This window comes from Candidatus Neomarinimicrobiota bacterium, from assembly GCA_036476315.1.
GTDB lineage: Bacteria > Fidelibacterota > Marinisomatia > Marinisomatales > S15-B10 > JAZGBI01.
The window spans coordinates 1-17103 of sequence record JAZGBI010000083.1 but is presented as its reverse complement, the minus strand read 5'-3'; the positions used below and the strand labels follow the sequence as shown (position 1 = coordinate 17103).

General features: G+C 50.8%; 21 protein-coding genes and 4 tRNA genes. 18 read left to right on the top strand and 7 right to left on the bottom strand.

The window, feature by feature from the left end:
- The 6 genes from V3U24_08450 to V3U24_08425 all read right to left on the bottom strand — a co-directional run.
- Positions 1 to 572, bottom strand: a 572-nt coding sequence (locus V3U24_08450) for a hypothetical protein (GenBank protein ID MEE9167469.1), incomplete at its 3' end; no start/stop codon positions are given.
- Positions 573 to 740: 168 nt separating this feature from the next.
- Positions 741 to 1232: a DUF4440 domain-containing protein gene (locus tag V3U24_08445; protein ID MEE9167468.1), complete on the bottom strand. Its 492-nt coding sequence runs from the start codon at positions 1230 to 1232 to the stop codon at positions 741 to 743.
- 101 nt (positions 1233 to 1333) lie between these two features.
- Positions 1334 to 1663 carry a BrnA antitoxin family protein gene (locus tag V3U24_08440; GenBank protein ID MEE9167467.1) on the bottom strand — a complete coding sequence of 110 codons (330 nt, stop codon included), beginning with the start codon at positions 1661 to 1663 and terminating at the stop codon, positions 1334 to 1336.
- Positions 1632 to 1949, bottom strand: coding sequence for a BrnT family toxin (locus tag V3U24_08435; protein MEE9167466.1), 318 nt, complete (start codon positions 1947 to 1949; stop codon positions 1632 to 1634). The genes V3U24_08440 and V3U24_08435 overlap by 32 nt, the downstream gene beginning before the upstream one ends.
- A 174-nt stretch (positions 1950 to 2123) precedes the next feature.
- Positions 2124 to 2534, bottom strand: a complete 411-nt coding sequence (locus V3U24_08430) for a hypothetical protein (GenBank protein MEE9167465.1) — start codon at positions 2532 to 2534, stop codon at positions 2124 to 2126.
- A gap of 96 nt (positions 2535 to 2630) precedes the next feature.
- The gene (locus tag V3U24_08425) at positions 2631 to 3194 is read right to left on the bottom strand and encodes a hypothetical protein (protein ID MEE9167464.1); all 564 of its coding nucleotides are present in this window, start codon (positions 3192 to 3194) and stop codon (positions 2631 to 2633) included.
- Positions 3195 to 3376: 182 nt separating this feature from the next.
- On the opposite strand from V3U24_08425, the gene V3U24_08420 reads away from it, so the two are divergent.
- From V3U24_08420 to cysS, 13 genes are all read left to right on the top strand, one after another.
- Positions 3377 to 4387, top strand: coding sequence for an integron integrase (locus V3U24_08420; GenBank protein ID MEE9167463.1), 1011 nt, complete (start codon positions 3377 to 3379; stop codon positions 4385 to 4387).
- A gap of 192 nt (positions 4388 to 4579) precedes the next feature.
- Complete coding sequence (locus V3U24_08415) at positions 4580 to 5326, top strand: YebC/PmpR family DNA-binding transcriptional regulator (GenBank protein ID MEE9167462.1); 747 nt, start codon at positions 4580 to 4582, stop codon at positions 5324 to 5326.
- Positions 5327 to 5806 carry a crossover junction endodeoxyribonuclease RuvC gene (gene ruvC / locus V3U24_08410; protein MEE9167461.1) on the top strand — a complete coding sequence of 160 codons (480 nt, stop codon included), beginning with the start codon at positions 5327 to 5329 and terminating at the stop codon, positions 5804 to 5806.
- Between the two features lie 3 nt (positions 5807 to 5809).
- The gene (gene ruvA / locus V3U24_08405) at positions 5810 to 6400 is read left to right on the top strand and encodes a Holliday junction branch migration protein RuvA (GenBank protein MEE9167460.1); all 591 of its coding nucleotides are present in this window, start codon (positions 5810 to 5812) and stop codon (positions 6398 to 6400) included.
- Positions 6401 to 6409: 9 nt separating this feature from the next.
- Positions 6410 to 7603: an aminotransferase class I/II-fold pyridoxal phosphate-dependent enzyme gene (locus V3U24_08400; GenBank protein MEE9167459.1), complete on the top strand. Its 1194-nt coding sequence runs from the start codon at positions 6410 to 6412 to the stop codon at positions 7601 to 7603.
- Between the two features lie 34 nt (positions 7604 to 7637).
- The gene (gene gcvT / locus V3U24_08395) at positions 7638 to 8732 is read left to right on the top strand and encodes a glycine cleavage system aminomethyltransferase GcvT (GenBank protein MEE9167458.1); all 1095 of its coding nucleotides are present in this window, start codon (positions 7638 to 7640) and stop codon (positions 8730 to 8732) included.
- A gap of 41 nt (positions 8733 to 8773) precedes the next feature.
- Positions 8774 to 11077, top strand: a complete 2304-nt coding sequence (locus V3U24_08390) for a DNA translocase FtsK (GenBank protein MEE9167457.1) — start codon at positions 8774 to 8776, stop codon at positions 11075 to 11077.
- Complete coding sequence (locus V3U24_08385) at positions 11037 to 11711, top strand: hypothetical protein (GenBank protein MEE9167456.1); 675 nt, start codon at positions 11037 to 11039, stop codon at positions 11709 to 11711. Before V3U24_08390 ends, V3U24_08385 begins: the two co-directional genes overlap by 41 nt.
- Positions 11712 to 11721: 10 nt before the next feature.
- Positions 11722 to 12711, top strand: coding sequence for a lysylphosphatidylglycerol synthase transmembrane domain-containing protein (locus V3U24_08380; protein MEE9167455.1), 990 nt, complete (start codon positions 11722 to 11724; stop codon positions 12709 to 12711).
- 2 nt (positions 12712 to 12713) lie between these two features.
- Entirely contained in the window at positions 12714 to 13280 is a 567-nt protein-coding gene (locus tag V3U24_08375) for an HAD family hydrolase (GenBank protein MEE9167454.1), read from the top strand.
- Positions 13277 to 14188 (top strand): D-alanine--D-alanine ligase, encoded by a 912-nt coding sequence (locus V3U24_08370; GenBank protein ID MEE9167453.1) that lies wholly within the window; start codon positions 13277 to 13279, stop codon positions 14186 to 14188. Before V3U24_08375 ends, V3U24_08370 begins: the two co-directional genes overlap by 4 nt.
- On the top strand, positions 14181 to 14684 hold the full coding sequence (locus V3U24_08365) for a UpxY family transcription antiterminator (protein ID MEE9167452.1): 504 nt from the start codon (positions 14181 to 14183) through the stop codon (positions 14682 to 14684). Before V3U24_08370 ends, V3U24_08365 begins: the two co-directional genes overlap by 8 nt.
- A gap of 5 nt (positions 14685 to 14689) precedes the next feature.
- A complete protein-coding gene (gene cysS, locus V3U24_08360) occupies positions 14690 to 16099 on the top strand; it encodes a cysteine--tRNA ligase (GenBank protein ID MEE9167451.1) in 1410 nt (469 codons plus the stop codon).
- Positions 16100 to 16222: 123 nt separating this feature from the next.
- Here the strand turns inward: cysS and V3U24_08355 are convergent, their stop codons facing one another.
- Positions 16223 to 16405 carry a hypothetical protein gene (locus V3U24_08355; protein ID MEE9167450.1) on the bottom strand — a complete coding sequence of 61 codons (183 nt, stop codon included), beginning with the start codon at positions 16403 to 16405 and terminating at the stop codon, positions 16223 to 16225.
- Between V3U24_08355 and V3U24_08350 the strand changes: the two genes are divergently transcribed.
- From V3U24_08350 to V3U24_08330, 5 genes are all read left to right on the top strand, one after another.
- Positions 16379 to 16451, top strand: a tRNA-Thr gene (locus V3U24_08350). The two genes, V3U24_08355 and V3U24_08350, sit on opposite strands and share 27 nt — an antisense overlap.
- A gap of 157 nt (positions 16452 to 16608) precedes the next feature.
- Positions 16609 to 16691 (top strand) — tRNA-Tyr (locus V3U24_08345).
- Positions 16692 to 16748: 57 nt separating this feature from the next.
- Positions 16749 to 16821: transfer RNA gene (locus tag V3U24_08340), tRNA-Gly, on the top strand.
- Positions 16822 to 16881: 60 nt separating this feature from the next.
- Positions 16882 to 16954, top strand: a tRNA-Thr gene (locus tag V3U24_08335).
- Between the two features lie 34 nt (positions 16955 to 16988).
- Positions 16989 to 17103: GTP-binding protein (locus V3U24_08330; protein ID MEE9167449.1), on the top strand; the 115-nt coding region annotated here is incomplete at its 3' end.

Genomic DNA, 17103 nt, shown 5'->3' with positions numbered 1-17103 from the left:
TCACCGTCTGGGCGTTCCTCGATAAGTTCGTCGTCCACGACCGTATGGAACGAGACGACAACCCAGTTCGCCTCTGGCACAACTCCTTGGTGCCAGACATTCGGAGGAATGGAAATCCAACTCTCTGCGAGAGGGGCAGCAGGATCACTCCTGAGGTAGTGTGAACACCAGAGGCCCTCAGTCTTTGTCTGGAAATCGCCTGCTCCTCGATACGACATCATGCGCTGATGACTGTTCGGATGTCTCTCAGCTCCAGTGATAGTGTTGGCGCGGAGAATGAAGACCCAACTGGACCGGATAATGGCTGGTAAACGGGAACCGTACAATGTAAGCGGTATCGGTTTCCAGGCCAGCACGTCATCAGGCCTTCGTTGCAGCTCCTGCTCGACAAAAGACACTATTTCATTGATGTGTGCCGCGGTCACCTCGGACCTAACCGCGGTATCGAGTGCCTCCAGAATCCTTAGCTCGTCCTTGGTCCACATGGTTCTCTGTGTATGTCTAACGCGAGCGTCTCCTGCCGCCCGGAATCCCCTGCGCAGTTTCAACGATATGTCGATTTTACGCAGCACTTCGCATTTCGAAAATTCGTCGGTCGCTAGGGCGGTCAGGAGCACGCATTGTTATACCGCACGTCTGAAGACAATTGAAATAATCTTACAACATTCTAAACTTAGCGTTCTCTTGAACCCATCGGCCGCACCGCAACCGCATTGAAGTTCTTTTTAGAGAGCGTTACGCTACTGGTTATCCGGAATCGGATCGTCGCTATTCCAAATCGAGCGCGAAAGTTTCCATGACCCATCCGGTTCATGGTGCCATATCCAAAGACCCTTTTCGGTATTTTGGATTGAGGCACCGCCGTCTCTAGGCGTTAAAGTGGCGGTGCCCGACCAACGATCAATTGCCCAATCCCCGCCTATTTCCACCTCGGGTGACGACACAACCAAGTCGATAGTAAACTCGGCAATGCGCCGTTCATGCCAAGACCGTAGTGCGTCCAGCGTTTGTGGGGTAGGTTCATTTGGCGGCATTGTAAGATGATCACCCGTGAGTCCAGCCATTATTCCCTCAACGTCGTCCGCGTTTAATGCATCGGTAAGTTGCTGTCTGGCTTCGCCGATCGCAGAGAGGTCTGCTTGGACGGATGCGGCGGTTTGTTCATCCCGCTGAACGCAAGCACTTAGCAATAGAAAGGTCATTAAGAGTGCGAATAGAGCTGAATTCTTCATTTTGGCCTCCATTTAATGGTTAGTACTGCTGAAGCTGAGATTGTGAGTTTTACCACAAAGTTTCCCAATACGGTATAACGGATCAAATAACCTGCCCCGATTTAGTCGGGGTCAGGTTGATTGGGGGTTGGAATGCCTGCTTCCACTAAAACATTGTTGAGTGTCTCTAATTCTTTGTCAATTCGTTCTTTCAGGAATATTTTCATTAGAGATTGATAAGGGACATCTCTCTTGTTTGCAATGGTTCTTAATTCATCTAACATATATTCGGGCAAACGTAGTGATATTGTTTTGGTAGTTGGCTTTAACTTCGGGAAAATAACCTGATCAGCTTTTTCCCAATCAACGTAATCAGTCGAATCGTGGGTTGACCAAAATTCCCTTTCTTCGTCTTCTGTTTCAAATTTCGGAATGGTTTTCAATTTCTTCATAATACTTCCTCTTTTCTTTACGACTCATATCTCTTGCCGAAATAACTCGGATTTTGCCATTTCTAATTGTGAAAGTGATGAATAACAAGCGACCTGAATCTGTTTGTCCAAGAACATAATACCTTTTTTCGGATTTTGACTGTTTTGGGTCACCCGCAGTCAACAAGGGGTGATTGAAAAAGACTTCCTCACATTCATTTTTCGAGACTTGGTGTTTCAGCCAATTTTTCTCGATATTTCCTTCGTCCCATTCAAAACTTTCACAATTGCCGATTTTGATTGTCATACGTTAATGTATATTACAGAAGTATACAACAATTTCAAAAAGATATGGGATGTTCTTCGTTAGTTAGCAGGCATTCTAACGTCTGAGTTCACCTGCAATTTGGAGCGGAGTGGAAAAATGTCAGGTGGAACGATTTGTTAGGTAAGTTCTATTGTTTGACGGACATACTTTTGATCAATTGACGTTCACTTCGACCCAACGAACCAGTAACCTCGCCTCTCTATCCGTAATGCTCGCTTCTGCCTTCGTTTTAGGCCCCCAAGGCAGGCCTGGGCTAAAATTCTTGGCAGCACCATTGGCATTTATTATCAGTCCAGGGTGATCCTTTGCACCTGACATCAACCAAAGACAAACAACTCCATCTTCAATGCCCGGGCCTGCCACTTTAGCAGCAACATAAAATCCGTTCTTGTGGTGTTCAGATTTTATGGCGAACGGATGCCCTACAATGTGCAGATCCTTGTTGATCACTTCTGCGGCCAGCTCGGTCTGTGCTGTGGAGGCAGTTTCAGGCTGGATATTCGGTGCGGGGCTGGAGCAGCCGACAGCGGCTATGACAATAGACCATATCAAGAACTTTTGCATGAAGCCTCCAATATATTGCCGAACTTACCTAACGCCTGAGCTCAGGCGCCGCCTTTGGCGGTCGGCTGCAGCAAGTTGTTATATGTGTTTCTTAAGTCACCTACTAATATGAAGTTTAACATCAGATAGGTCGAAGCATGGGTCGCTAATATCTGCAATTGTACCTGTGACACGGAGTTTAGCACCTTTCTTCATAACAGCAATTTCTTTATATTCAGAAAGTCTTACAGAACAACTGATAATGCCACCTATCTCAGGGTGAGAAAGAGTTAATCGAATCATACCATCCTTTTGTTTACGAGCAGAGAAGAATGCTACGTCCCAATCAACTGGCATGCCTATATAGTGTTTTATGATATCTTGGTGTTGAAGAGGAGGAGTGTTCTCAAGAACTTCCAGTATCCGTCCAGGAGAGAGTTCATTGCGATCAAGGATTGTGGGTTTGCTTTCATCTTGTGAGTCTTGTGCCTTGTAAGACTCGTCTTGAGCCCGAGTTTTACTCAATAACGATGGAACTTGAATTTCTAAGTCTGCCTTTGATTCTGGTTGAGTCAATTTCTTTCTAATCAATGTAATTAATTTAGGCATAATTACTGCTACAGGAAGTACACCAATACCAGAGAAAAGCCACTCCTTGTTTTCAATTATCCAATCAATCATTGTATTACCTATGACATATAACAGTGTCAATATATGGACAGATTTCTATTATATTGGCCTTATAGCTGGAAGAATGTTCCATATATTCCCCTATTACCGTTGCAAGTGTGGAAAATTCTGTTCTACCTTTCCACATATGCAACGAATGTATCTATTATGATGTAGTTTAGAGAGATAATCCTATGAAAAACAAGAATAAAACCCCACCAGAATTCACGCCCGACCCCAACATGAGGTTGATGGATCAGATCCGCCAGGTCATGCGGTATCATCATTACGCTTACCGTACCGAGAGAACCTACTGTGACTGGATTGTACGATATGTGAAATTCCATGGCAGTAAGAAACATCCCCGTGAAATGGGCAAGCATCAAATTGAGGCGTTTTTAAGCCATCTGGCAGTGAATAGGAATGTCTCCGCATCCACTCAAAGACAGGCCCTCAATGCCATTGTTTTCCTATATCGACAGGTTCTTGATATTCCAGTCAGCAAATCAATAGAACCCGTCAGAGCTAAAAGACATCGTCACCTTCCCACCGTAATGACCCAGGAGGAAGTGGTGACGGTCCTAGATCAAATGCAGGGAACGCATTCGATCATGGCAAAGCTTCTCTACGGAGGCGGTCTCCGGTTAATGGAGTGTATTCGCCTACGGGTTGGAGACCTCGATTTTGAAAGGAACAGAATCTATGCAAGGGCTGCCAAGGGTGGCAAAGACCGGCTTACCCTGTTTCCACGATCTGTCCAGGAAGAGCTAAGAACGCACCTGGCTGGAGTAAAACAATTGCATGAGGAGGATTTAGTAGCAGGATACGGTGAAACCTATCTTCCTTTTGCACTGGCAAGAAAATACCCCAATGCCACCAGAGAATTTGTCTGGCAGTACGTATTCCCCGGCAAGAAATTCAGCGAAGACCCACGTACGGGCACCACACGCAGGCACCACGTATTGGAATCGGGATTGCAGAAAGCCGTCAAGACCGCCGTTGCCCGTGCCGGGATTGAGAAACGGGTCAGCTGTCACACCTTTCGTCACAGTTTTGCCACCCACCTGTTGGAGAATGGGGTCAATATTCGTGAGGTTCAAGAGTTAATGGGACATGCGAATGTAAAGACGACGAAGATTTACACCCATGTTATGGAAAAAGACCTTGAGGATATTCGCAGCCCCTTGGACGTTGTTGAGGAATGAGGTCATGCTTTCCACCGTCGGGAAAAGGGTTGTCCTCGACTCGGAGCCTGACTAAATTTTCTGCTGAATTGTTCTGTTATCTTGATCATTGTATGCTCTCTTCTCGGGAAACACGAATGATCCCCACAACCAGATCTCCCGCGGTACGTTTGGGTCGTCTTTTCACCCGTTGGGATATTGCGGAGTAGACAGGTGTCCGGGCACTCAAAGTGGGCTCAAATAAAGCGGAAGAAGGCCGTCCTGGATCAAAAGCGGGGGAAAGTCTTCACCAAGCTCATCAGGGAGATTACCGTGGCAACCCGCCTGGGAGGTGGGGATCAGGACTCCAATTCGAGACTTCGGCAGGCAGTCTTTGCAGCCAAGGCAGCCAATATGCCTGCAGAAAACGTCAAGAAAGCCATTCAACGGGGTACCGGTGAGCTTCCGGGAGTTACGTATGAAGAGGCACTATTTGAAGGATACGGCCCAGGGGGCGTTGCCATCATGATTTTCGTAACGACGGACAACCGGAACCGTACTGTCGCGGATCTGAGACATCTTATGGCAAAGTATGGGGGCAATCTTGGGGAGCAAGGATGCGTTTCATGGGTATTTTACAAGGGGGGTTTCATAACTGTCGACAAAGACGGAGTTGATGAGGCATCGCTGCTGGAAGCGGTCATGAGGGAGGGAGGCGATGATGTTGAAGAAACGGACGACGTGTTTGAGATAACCTCGTCACCCGAAAACCTTAATTCCATCAGAGACGAGCTTCAACGGCGTGGTTTTGTGGTGAAAAGTGCGGAGTTAGCCATGATTCCAACGAATACGGTCAGAGTTGAGGGCAACGACGCCAGAATGTTGCTCAGTCTCATGGATGAACTGGAGGACCACGACGATGTCCAGTCCGTCTCCTCCAATTTTGATGTTGAGGACGCCCTGATGGTTGAGGAGCGGTAGGTGAGAAAGGTCATTGGCATCGATCCGGGGATTACCACGACAGGATACGGGATCGTGGAGGAGGGTGAGTCTGACCCCGAGGTCGTCACTTACGGTACTCTCTCACCGCCAGCGAAAAAGAACACATACCAACGCCTGGCCCATATTTATGACGGCTTATACCAGGTCATCGACCGCTTTCATCCACAGGAGATGGCCATAGAGGAAGCTTTTTTCGGCAAGAATGCCCGGACGGCGTTCGTTCTGGGACAGGCCAGAGGCGTCGCTCTCCTCGCAGCGACGCACCAGGATCTGGATTGTTTTGAGTACGCTCCGCGCAAGATTAAGCTCTCCGTCGTAGGGAATGGAAACGCATCAAAGGAGCAGGTTCAATATATGGTTAAATCGATACTCTCGCTAAGCGACGCACCGAAAGAATTTGACATCACAGATGCCCTGGCTGCAGCACTCTGTCACCTGAACCAGATAAGGCGTGCGTAGCCGTTGATTCATTCCATAAAGGGGAGAATTAAAGAGAAGACGCCAACGAGCGTGGTTCTGGATTTAGGCGGCCTCTCCTTCCATATCACCATTCCCCTTCCCACGTACGACAAACTTCCCGAGGTGAATCAGCCCGTGGAGATCTTAACCTATCTCAACGTGAGGGAGGATGCTCTTGACCTCTATGGGTTTCTCTCGAAAGATGAACTCGCACTTTTCAAAATGTTGATCGGTGTCACCAAGATAGGGCCCAAGCTTGCCGTGGGAATCCTCTCCGGGGCGACTCCCGATGATTTCAAGCGGCGTATCGTCTCTGACGATGTGGATGCCCTCACAGCCCTGCCTGGTATCGGCCCGAAAACCGCCAGAAGAATCATTGTTGAGCTGAAAGAGAAATTCGTTCCCACGGATTTCGAACGGATGGTGGGAGCCGCCGAAGAAGAGTCGGATGACTTTAATGATGCTCTGTCTGCCCTTTCTTCTCTCGGTATCCCTCGGTCCAGGGCATTCAAGATTCTTTCGAGAATGAGACAGGACGGAGAATTCAAGGGAAATCTTGAATCGATTGTTCGGATGGCCCTGTCCAAGGCTTGAAGAGATAAGATGCGATTTGCTAATCGACTTGAGCGACTTGGAACGGAATCAGCGTTCGACGTGTTGCGGCAGGCCGCGCATTGGGAGGCGGAAGGACATGAAGTCTTCCCTTTTCATCTCGGGGACATCAATATCCCAACACCGCAGAATATCGTGGATGCCATGAACAGGGCGATCAGCGATGGAAAGACGGGATACTGCCCCCCGGCGGGGATTCCCCCACTGCGACACATCCTTGCTGACGATGTGGGACGGAGACGCGGAGTCACCTTCGAATCCGGTAACGTTGTCATCCAGCCGGGTGGAAAACCCGTGATCGGGAAATTCATAATGGCCCTCATGAATCGAGGGGACGAAGCTCTGTATCCCAACCCGGGGTATCCCATTTACGAGTCCCAGATCGAATTCCACGGGGGGAGGGCAGTGCCGTACACCTTTCACGAAGTGGACGGCCGGTTTTCCATCGATATGGATGAGATTCGATCGAAAATCACGCCGAAGACACGGGTTTTCATCTACAATAACTACCAGAACCCTACGGGTGCCGAATCAACCAGAGACGAAATGGAAGCGCTGGCAGAAATTGCTTTTGAACATGATTTGTGGGTACTCGCGGACGAAGCCTATTTTGAGATCCGGTATTCCGGGACACCACAATCCATCGTATCTATTCCAGGAATGGCGGAAAAAACCGTCATTCTGTATACATTCTCCAAGAAATTCGCGATGACCGGGTGGCGAATCGGTGCAGCCGTGGGACCGCGGGAAGTGATAGAAATCATCTCTCAAATGAACGTGAACGATGAATCGTGCACCAACCATTTCATTCAGTGGGCCATGATCGAAGCTCTCACCGGTCCCCAGGATGGATCCACCGGCATACTATCGGCGCTCAGGGAAAGGAGAAACCTGGCCGCGGAAAGACTCAAGAATATTAAGGGAATTAGACTCATTGTCCCGAACTCCACGTTCTATCTCTATCCAAACGTTTCGGAGGTGATGGCGGGGAAGAACATTGACGACGTCGGGCAATTTCAGACCGCCATTCTCAAGGAAACGGGAGTGGCGATTTGCACGAGAAACCACTTCGGCCGACCTTTGCCCGATGAAACGGAATTCTATGTTCGATTTGCCTATTCGGGGATTGATCCGGAAGGTATCCGAACGGGGCTGACTCTGCTAAAGGACTATTTTGAGACCTGATCACCGTCGGTCCGGATGGGAAATGGCCCATGGAGTGAAACGGACTTTCCTTTACGAAAAACATCTGGATCTGGGCGCAAGGATGATTCCATTCGCCGGATTTGAAATGCCCCTTCAGTACTCGGGCATCATCGAGGAGCACACGGCCGTGAGATCCAGCGTGGGTGTGTTTGACCTTTCGCACATGGGAGAACTGGAGATTTCGGGTCCGGGAGCAAAAGCGTTTCTTCAGAAAATGACCATCAACGACGTCTCAGAGGTGACCCAGGGTCAGGCTCAGTATACAGCCATGTGTCTCGAGGACGGCGGAATCATTGATGACTGTGTTCTCTACCGACTGGACAATGGATATCTGCTGGTGGCGAACGCAGTCAATATTGAAAAGGACTTCCACTGGCTCAAGGAGCATATGCAGAGAGATACTCGACTGGTGGATGTTTCCAGGGAAACTACTCTGATCGCTGTTCAGGGGCCGAAATCGAGAGAGCTCCTTACCCGTCTCACCACTGTTCCGGAACCACTCAATACTCTGGAATACTACCAGCACAAGACTCTTGCCCTGGATGGTGTCGAAGTCTTGTGCGCCAGGACGGGTTATACAGGTGAGCTCGGATTTGAACTCTACATCAAGGAAGACGGAACCAAAAGGGTCTGGGATGGAATCCTGGCAGCGGGTAGTGCCATTGGGATTCGACCTATCGGTCTCGGGGCACGCGATACGCTTCGTTTGGAAATGAAGTACTGTCTATACGGAAATGACATCGACGAGACCACCAACCCCCTGGAAGCTGGCCTTGGATGGATAACGAAGCCCGAGAAGGGTGATTTTGTCGGCAAGAAAGCGATTCTGAATGTGAGAAAAGAGGGCCCCGCACGAAGGTTGGTGGGCTTCGAAATGACTGAAGTCGGGATACCCAGAAAGGGGTACATCCTTTCGGCGAAAGGGGAGGAGATAGGAACGGTTACAAGCGGGTGCTATTCACCTTCTCTTCGAAGAGGGATTGGAATGGCGTATGTTAGAAAAGATGCGTCCCGACCGGGCACGCCAATTGAAGTGTCAATCCGTGGAAGATCGATCCATGCTGAAGTTATAAGAGCGCCTTTCTGGAAGAAAGGAACCGTCAACTAGCGGTAACGACGATCGTTTCCGTACTTGACAGGGGTAGTACAATGAGAAAACGCAGGACAGAAATAGTGGGGATTCTTCTCATAGTCCTGTCGCTTTTTGTACTCCTGAGTCTCATCTCGTACGACCCCTCGGAGGAGCCTACCGTCTCACCCCAAGTCGCCATCTCGAACAAAACGGGGATTGTGGGCGTGTACGTTGCCCACGCTCTCGTAAAGATGACCATCGGCTATGTTTCTTTCGTGTTTCCTCTCCTGGGGTTGATTTGGGGTTGGTGGCTTATCAGCAGGAATTCTCTCAAGGAATTAACTCGAGTGACGCTCCATATATTCGGACTCGCCTTTATCACCTCGGTTGCCCTCGGTCTTCCCGCCGTATCGGAGGGAATGACGGGAATTTCAAGCTACCGATATGCCGGGCTCGTTGGTGGTGTGGTGGCGAAATTCATGCACGATTTCGTGGGAACGGTAGTATCGTCGCTCCTGCTCGTGGCGGGAGGACTCCTTCTGATCCTTGGCTACTTCCAATGGAGCGTCTACTCTCCCGTTGAAAAAATGTCACGGGCCTGGTCTGCGTTCCGGAAGAGGGTAAAGGATAAAGCCATCGATAAGAAAAAAGAGGGGGAGAAGCGGCAACATACAGAGGATCTTCTTGTTCAGCTTGATCAGCGGAAGGAGGAGGAACTTTCTGAGGTGGGAGAGGCGGAAGCCACCGGGGAGGAATTCCCCCAGGTTTCCGTTTCCGGGGTCGAGGGAACTGAGGAACCCGGGAGACACGAGACTCCGGAGGGAGAACACCCGTCTTCCGACGAAGATTATGTCATAGGCGAAGAAGTCATGGAAGACGAGGCGGATCTGGATTCTCAACTGGAGAGCACGGCGAAACGGTATCTTCTCCCCCCCGCAAGTTTACTCCAAAAGCGTGAAGATATCACACCCAGCGCTTCCCATGAGGAGCTGGTGGAAAAGGCAAATTTTCTTCTGCAGTCGCTTCTGACGTTCGGGGTGGAAGGGAAGGTGGTAAACATATCCCCCGGCCCCATCATCACACTTTTCGAGGTGGAGCCTGCAGAGGGCGTCAGGGTCAACAAGTTTGTCCAGCTGTCCGACGATCTTGCCCGGGTTATGAAGGCGTCGAGGGTGAGGGTAATCGCCCCCATCCCCGGCAAGGCTTCTGTGGGAATTGAAATCCCCAATGAAAATCCCTCCATCGTCTATTTGCGATCGGTCATAACTTCCGAGAAATACCTTACTTCCTCCTCGAAGTTGACGGTAGCTCTGGGAAAAACGACGAGTGGCGAGCACTACGTGATAAAGCTGGACGAGTTACCTCACCTCCTCATTGCGGGAACCACCGGTTCCGGGAAGTCTGTCTGCATCCATACGATTATCACGAGCCTTCTCTTCCGAGCAACGCCGGATGAGGTCCGTTTCCTTCTCATTGATCCGAAAAGGCTCGAGCTGGCTGCTTACAGCTCTCTTGACCGGCACCATCTGATCGCCAGTGAGGATAGCGATGAGTACATCATCACAACTCCGGAGAACGCAGTAATGGCACTCCGGTCAGTGGAACACGAAATGAGTCGCCGATATGATGTACTTGCCGATTCACTGGTGCGGAACATCAACGATTACCACCAGAAAGCCGCCAGTGACAAAAAACTGGAACCGATGCCCTTCATCGTGGTCATCATCGATGAACTCGCGGACCTAATGTTGCGGGTGCCCAAGGAAGTGGAGGTATCAATCGCCCGTCTGGCCCAACTGTCGAGAGCCGTCGGAATTCATCTGGTGCTGGCAACCCAGAGACCCTCGGTCGACGTCATCACAGGCGTGATAAAGGCGAACTTTCCCGCCCGTATCGCTTTTCAGGTGGCAACCAAAGTCGACTCCAGGACGATCATAGACACCAACGGTGCCGAAAAGTTGCTGGGAAAAGGGGATTTGTTGTTTCTCCCTCCCGCTTCATCCGCACCCATACGTCTGCACAGCTCGCTTGTGTCTCTGGCTGAAACAAACCGGATTGTAGACTTCATCAATCAGCAGCCTACCTCCCAGGAGATCACCCTGCAGAGTTCCAGGATCCAACTGTCAGAAGAGGGAGGTGCGGGCGAGGAAGCGTTGTCCCACGATGAACTTTTCAAGGACGCCGTCCGCCTTGTGGTTGTCCACCAGCAAGGTTCCATCTCTCTGCTCCAGCGACGCTTGCGCGTCGGGTATGCCCGGGCGGCCAGACTGATCGACGAGATGGAACAGGTAGGGATCGTGGGACCTTTCACCGGCAGCAAGGCTCGGGAAGTACTCGTCGATGATTCCTACCTCCAGGCCCTGGATGATGATGGAACTTAGCCGCCGGGTTCTTCTCTTTCTTACCTTCACATTATCTCTGGTTTGCGGATTTCAGAACGATGGGCCAGGTTCCCATGGGTTCCAGACCAGTGAGAATGAGGTTCTGGAAAATGTGAAATCGTTCCTCTGGGATCCCCGTGGGAGACAATTCACCATTCGATGGTACTACACTGTGGGAGAGGATGTATGGAAAGGTGACGGAATGCTTCAGATCCTCGGACGGGACTATCTCCGGTTCACCTTGCCGGAGCAGGAGATTCTTATTAAAGGATCTGTGGTGATGTCCTGGTTTCGGGAAACGGACCAGGTAATCATAGACGATTTTGACCGTCGTGACCCCGGAAACGTGTTTTCGGTTCTTCTCGGGGAACTGAACGAATTTTCGGTTCTTGAATCACGATCCGATTCAGATTCCACCCTCCTTTTGAAACTCAGGAATGAAACTCTCATCGGTTTTGAAGAGTTAGACATATCCGTGGACAAAAGGGAGTGGACACCCGTTTTGATTCGTGCGAAGGCAGGCGAAGATATGAGCGTGGTCATCGAGATCGTAGATTCCGAAACGCTCCCCCGTCCAGACGATTTGATCAATGCCTCTCTTAACGGAAGTGAAATGATCGACCTCAGGGAATAGCGGATCGGCCATGAGACGAATGATATTCGGACTCTCTTTGACCATTCTGGGTTTGTACATCGCCTTCCACAAGTTCGATCCTTCTACTCTCCGCGGTGTTCTTATTCGGGCGAACGGAAAGTGGATTCTTCTTGGTGTCGCTTTGCTGGTATTCAGTGTTTGGATCCGCACGGTGAGATGGCAGATCCTCATGCGACCCCTCAAATCTGTCGGGCTGCGGCCCCTTTTCTCAACCACCATGATAGGTTACTTTGGGAACGCGATTCTCCCTCTCCGTCTGGGCGAACTCCTTCGAGCCTACTCTATTCACACGGAAGAGAGATCGATCACTCCGGCTGCGGCGTTCGGGACCATCGTGGTTGAAAGACTTCTGGATGTCATGGGGTTGGTCGCGGTAACCGGCATTGTCTTCTCCCAATACGACGTTCCTTTTTGGCTCCTGAATGCGGGTATCTTTCTCGGAATTGTTTTGGTGGGGAGCCTACTTCTGTACTGGTGGGTATGGCGGTCCCATCGCAGCTGGATTGAGCGATTCGAGAATACGCCCCTGTTAAAGGGGAAAATGGGGTCTAAGGCTCGGTATCTCGCTCAATCGTTCTTCGAAGGATTGAACGTTCTCCGGAAGACAAGGCGAATCGGGTTTCTGGTATTCTACACTGCCGTCCTGTGGGTGATATACGGGGTGATCGCTCAGGCGTCGGCCATGGCGCTTGGAATTACACTTACGTGGGTGGAAGTTGGGGTCATTCTTGTTGCGACGAGTATGGTTATATCCGTGCCTTCCGCCCCCGGCTACGTTGGTACCTATCACGCCGCAGCCGTATTGATCATGGTTCAAATGCTTGGCAAGTCGGAGAGTATCTCCCAGGCCTATGCAATCCTGAGTCACGCCGTTGGCTTTGTCCCCCTCGTGGCGATAGGGTTTGTTTTCCTTCTTCGAAGTTCTGTCAGGTTAGGAGAAATTAGAGGTCTGAAAATGGGAGAGGAGGAAACAGAGTAGGTATGAAAGGAAGCAGGGATGCAACGATCTTTCTCGACAGGGATGGCACGTTGAATCCCGATCCGGGCTACATTTCTTCCCTTGACCAATTCAGATTTTATACAGACGCGATGGACGCCTTGGACCGTCTTGCCAGAGGTGGATTCAGTTTTGTGATCGTGACCAATCAGTCCGGGATAGGGAGGGGAATCATACCGCTCACGGCGATGGAGAGCATCAACGATTTCATCAGCCAGTCTTTCGACCGGAGGAACATTCCGCTTCTGGGCATCTACACTTGTCCCCACCTTCCGGAAGAAGGATGTGACTGTCGAAAACCGGGTACCGGAATGTTCGAGCAGGCATCTGCTGACCATCATATCGTACTTGGTGATTCTTACCTGATCGGCGATTCCGTCCGCGACATCCAGGCGGGAAAATCGTTGGGAGTGACCACTCTTCTCGTGCGAACTGGGAACGGAGGGGAGAGTGAGGCCTCGTTGTCTGAAACAGGAATGGAAGCGGATTTCACTGGGGACAGTCTTGTCGAATGCGCAGAATTCATTTTGGCGGGGAAAACCCATTCATGAAGGTTGGCGTATTGATGGGGGGAAATTCATCCGAGTGGGAGGTGTCCCTCAATACGGGACAAACCGTCTCGGAGGCTGTGGAGAGGATTGGATGGGACGCTCATCCGTGTCCCTATGAGGATGACATAAGCTCTGTCATCCCCACTCTCAAAACGGTTGATGTCGTGTTCAATGCGCTTCATGGTGGTGAGGGGGAAAACGGTGTGGTTCAGGGAATTCTCGAGAAAAACGGGATTCGCTATACCGGGTCAGGGCCTGAAGCATCAGCCCTGGCCATGGACAAGCAGAAGACAAAGGTCCTTCTCTCAAGAAACAGCATAGCCACGCCCCCTTGGTTATTTCTTCCGACAGAGGATGCCACAGGGGTGAATTCGGAAGGAGGAAAGATCACCTACCCTGTCGTGGTAAAGCCGAGAGCGGATGGTAGTACCATGGGAGTATCGCTGGTGAAAAGGGCTGAAGATTTTGATTCCGCCGTAGCGCTGGCCCGGGAGTTCGGTCCTGACGTTATCGTGGAACGATACATTCCCGGAAGGGAGATTACAGTTGCCATTCTGGACAACAGTGCGCTTCCCGTCATTGAAATCATCCCCACAAATGAACTCTATGATTATCAGTGCAAATATACCACCGGAATGTCTCAATATGAATGTCCCGCCCGGCTTACCGGTGAGTTGGCGGAAGCCGTTTCATCGGCCTCAGAGAGGATCTCCAGCCTTCTGGGGTGCCGGCACTACTGCCGTGTGGATTTTCGACTGAATTCTGACGGTCTGTTTTTCTGTCTGGAGGTAAACACACTGCCTGGTCTCACCGGTACAAGTCTTGTCCCCAAGGCGGGGGGGGCGAAGGGAATTTCCTTTGAAGAATTGATCGAAAAAATCGTGACGGCGGCCCTCAAGAATGGGTAACAATGCCGACAAAGTCTGGCTGGCGGCCTACACAAAATCACGCCACGAAAAAAAGGCCCATGATCAACTCAGTAAGAAGGGTATTGAGTCATATCTTCCCCTTGTCAAGCGCCGCCAGCAGTGGAAGGACCGGAAGCAGTGGGTGTGGATGCCTCTGTTTCGCAGCTACATTTTTGTCCATATCCCCCTGACACACACTCTGGATGTCCTGCAGACCCATGGTGTGCATCACCTTGTTCGATTCAACAATCAGTACGCCGTGATACCGGGTGAACAAATTGAGGCGGTCAGAAGGATCCTCGAAGGAGGGTATACTCCCGATTCCCATGACTATCTTGAGATAGGACAGGAGGCGGAAATCGCGGCCGGACCCCTTCGCGGCATCCGGGGAGTGCTCTTCAGGAAAGGAAGGGGTTCGAAATTTGTGTTGAGAATTGATGGAATCCGGCAGGCCATCTCCGTCGAGATTGCCGCGGACCTTCTGAAGAAACTGTGATTGCCATGGGCCTGAGACTTTACAACACATTTGCCCGGAGGAAAGAAGACTTTGAGCCTCTGGAAGGAAAAAACGTTGGGATTTACTCTTGTGGCCCCACGGTGTATGACTATTCCCACATTGGAAATTTTCGATCCTTTCTCTTCGTCGATTTGCTCAAACGATATCTCCGGTTACTGGGTTACAATGTGGAACACGTCACCAATATTACGGACGTAGATGACAGGATTATCACGCGTTGCGCTGAGAAGGGGATTTCCCGTCAAGAATTGACCCAATCGTTTCACGAGGCATTCATTGACGATTCGCGGACGCTCGGCCTCCTCCCTGCTTCCATCTACCCCAGAGCCACCGACCATATCCGAGAGATGCAGGAGGTGACCCTTGCCCTCGTTGAAAAGGGGTATGCCTACGCCACAGGGGACGGGTCCGTCTTCTTCAAAGTGTCATCCTTTCCCGATTACGGGAAGCTATCGGGGATTGATGTGACAACCCTGTCGCACGACCGCGTTCTCAGCGATCATTATGAGAAAGAAGATGCCCGCGACTTCTCATTATGGAAAGGCTGGAAGGAGAAAGACGGTGATGTCTATTGGGAATCGCCGTGGGGCAGAGGGAGACCGGGATGGCATCTTGAATGTTCTGCGATGTCAATGAAATGTCTGGGGGAGGAGTTCGATGTTCATTGCGGGGGAGTGGACCTGATCTTTCCTCATCACGAGAATGAAATTGCCCAGAGCGTTTGTTCTACGGGGAAACGTTTCGCGAATTTCTGGCTGCATAGTGAACATCTGCTGGTGGATGGGGTGAGAATGAGTAAGTCATCAGGCAACTACTACACCCTTCGGGATCTCCTGCATCAGGGTGTCTCCCCCCCGGCGATCCGCTATTTTCTCATCTCGACACACTATCGGCAGAAAATGAATCTGACATTTGAACTTCTGGAGTCAGCGGCCCGTTCGGTGGAAAGGCTCCAGGACTTCCGTCGCAGGTTACAAGCGGTGGCAAGGGAAACGGGTGAAAAGGAGACAGGGCGTCACGAGGATGTAATGAACGGATTTTGTGAAGCCATGAATGATGATCTCAATATTTCGGAAGGGATGGCCGTGATTTTCACGTGTGTGAGGGAAGTAAACCGGCGTCTTGAGGAGAATGACGTGGAACCCCGGGAGGCACAGGAGATTCTTGGAGTTCTTCGCAAACTTGATTCCGTGGTGGGTATCATATTTGCCGATGAAGTCGAGTTATCGAGAAAGGACCGGGACCTGATTCAGGAACGGGAGGGTGCGAGGGCGAGAAAAGACTGGAAGAGGGCCGACGACATCAGGGAATATTTTCTGGACAACGGAATCGGTCTGGATGATACACCTCAAGGGACCGTGGTGAAGCGTGTGGGGCAGGTGGAAAAGGAGTGAATAGCAGGTCTTTTTCTTGTTCGAAAATTTTTTTTTCCAAGGGGCAAAAAATTTTGACATATTAACTTGCAGTTCGTAAACTTGGAGGCTATGCTCATTGCGCTTCACCGAGGTACAACTGCATCAATTTCCAGTTCCAGTGTGCCCCACCTGCCGGAGGTGCGCGTATCCGGCAGAAATCCCCTGTCCTGTTCCCGGCATGCCAATGTAGCTGAGTGGGCAGAATCCCGGCATGCCAACGTAGCTTCCCGACTGGCGTCGGGAGTAGAGTCCCGACATGCCACCGTAGCTCAGTTGGTAGAGCAACTGATTTGTAATCAGTGGGTCGGGGGTTCAACTCCCTCCGGTGGCTCAGGATCATGTCGGCCTCGGTTTTCCAGTTCGGGATAGGGATAATTACGCGTCCAATTTGGCACCGGTTCTCATAAGGTACTTTTCACAGAATAGCAGTCTTATTCCACATTACTCTGTTTGAAACTGGATTCAAGGTGGAGGTTTCGAATTCACTTGGGGAGATGGCAGAGTGGTTAAATGCACCAGACTGTAAATCTGGCGGCGAAAGCCTGCGGTGGTTCGAATCCATCTCTCCCCACTCGAACCGGTCTGGCGGCACCGTATCTGATGTTTTGGACATAAGATCTGGTTCTGTGCGGTGGTAGCTCAGTTGGTAGAGCATCAGCCTTCCAAGCTGAGGGTCACGGGTTCGAGCCCCGTTCACCGCTCGTTCAATTTGGATTTGAATTTCTCGGTGAAGCGGGAGCACTCTGGACGTGACGGAACGTGCCTACGTAGCTCAGCAGGTAGAGCACGTCCTTGGTAAGGACGGGGTCACCGGTTCAAGTCCGGTCGTAGGCTCTGGGAGTCGATTCAACAGGAGGAGGAGGGCGTCATGGCAAAGGAGAAGTTTAAGCGAACGAAGCCGCACGTGAATGTAGGGACGATCGGTCATGTGGATCACGGGAAGACGATGTTGACGGCAGCGATGACGTTAGTTTTGAGCAAGC

Excerpts from the sequence above, each read along its gene's own strand:
- cysS (MEE9167451.1), top strand. The coding sequence starts at position 14,690 with ATGGGCCTGAGACTTTACAACACATTTGCCCGGAGGAAAGAAGACTTT.
- V3U24_08370 (MEE9167453.1), top strand. The coding sequence starts at position 13,277 with ATGAAGGTTGGCGTATTGATGGGGGGAAATTCATCCGAGTGGGAGGTG.
- V3U24_08420 (MEE9167463.1), top strand. The coding sequence starts at position 3,377 with ATGAAAAACAAGAATAAAACCCCACCAGAATTCACGCCCGACCCCAAC.
- V3U24_08390 (MEE9167457.1), top strand. The coding sequence starts at position 8,774 with ATGAGAAAACGCAGGACAGAAATAGTGGGGATTCTTCTCATAGTCCTG.
- V3U24_08380 (MEE9167455.1), top strand. The coding sequence starts at position 11,722 with ATGAGACGAATGATATTCGGACTCTCTTTGACCATTCTGGGTTTGTAC.
- V3U24_08435 (MEE9167466.1), bottom strand. The coding sequence starts at position 1,949 with ATGACAATCAAAATCGGCAATTGTGAAAGTTTTGAATGGGACGAAGGA.
- V3U24_08445 (MEE9167468.1), bottom strand. The coding sequence starts at position 1,232 with ATGAAGAATTCAGCTCTATTCGCACTCTTAATGACCTTTCTATTGCTA.
- V3U24_08365 (MEE9167452.1), top strand. The coding sequence starts at position 14,181 with ATGGGTAACAATGCCGACAAAGTCTGGCTGGCGGCCTACACAAAATCA.
- V3U24_08375 (MEE9167454.1), top strand. The coding sequence starts at position 12,714 with ATGAAAGGAAGCAGGGATGCAACGATCTTTCTCGACAGGGATGGCACG.
- V3U24_08430 (MEE9167465.1), bottom strand. The coding sequence starts at position 2,534 with ATGCAAAAGTTCTTGATATGGTCTATTGTCATAGCCGCTGTCGGCTGC.
- V3U24_08440 (MEE9167467.1), bottom strand. The coding sequence starts at position 1,663 with ATGAAGAAATTGAAAACCATTCCGAAATTTGAAACAGAAGACGAAGAA.
- V3U24_08425 (MEE9167464.1), bottom strand. The coding sequence starts at position 3,194 with ATGATTGATTGGATAATTGAAAACAAGGAGTGGCTTTTCTCTGGTATT.
- V3U24_08385 (MEE9167456.1), top strand. The coding sequence starts at position 11,037 with ATGATTCCTACCTCCAGGCCCTGGATGATGATGGAACTTAGCCGCCGG.
- V3U24_08400 (MEE9167459.1), top strand. The coding sequence starts at position 6,410 with ATGCGATTTGCTAATCGACTTGAGCGACTTGGAACGGAATCAGCGTTC.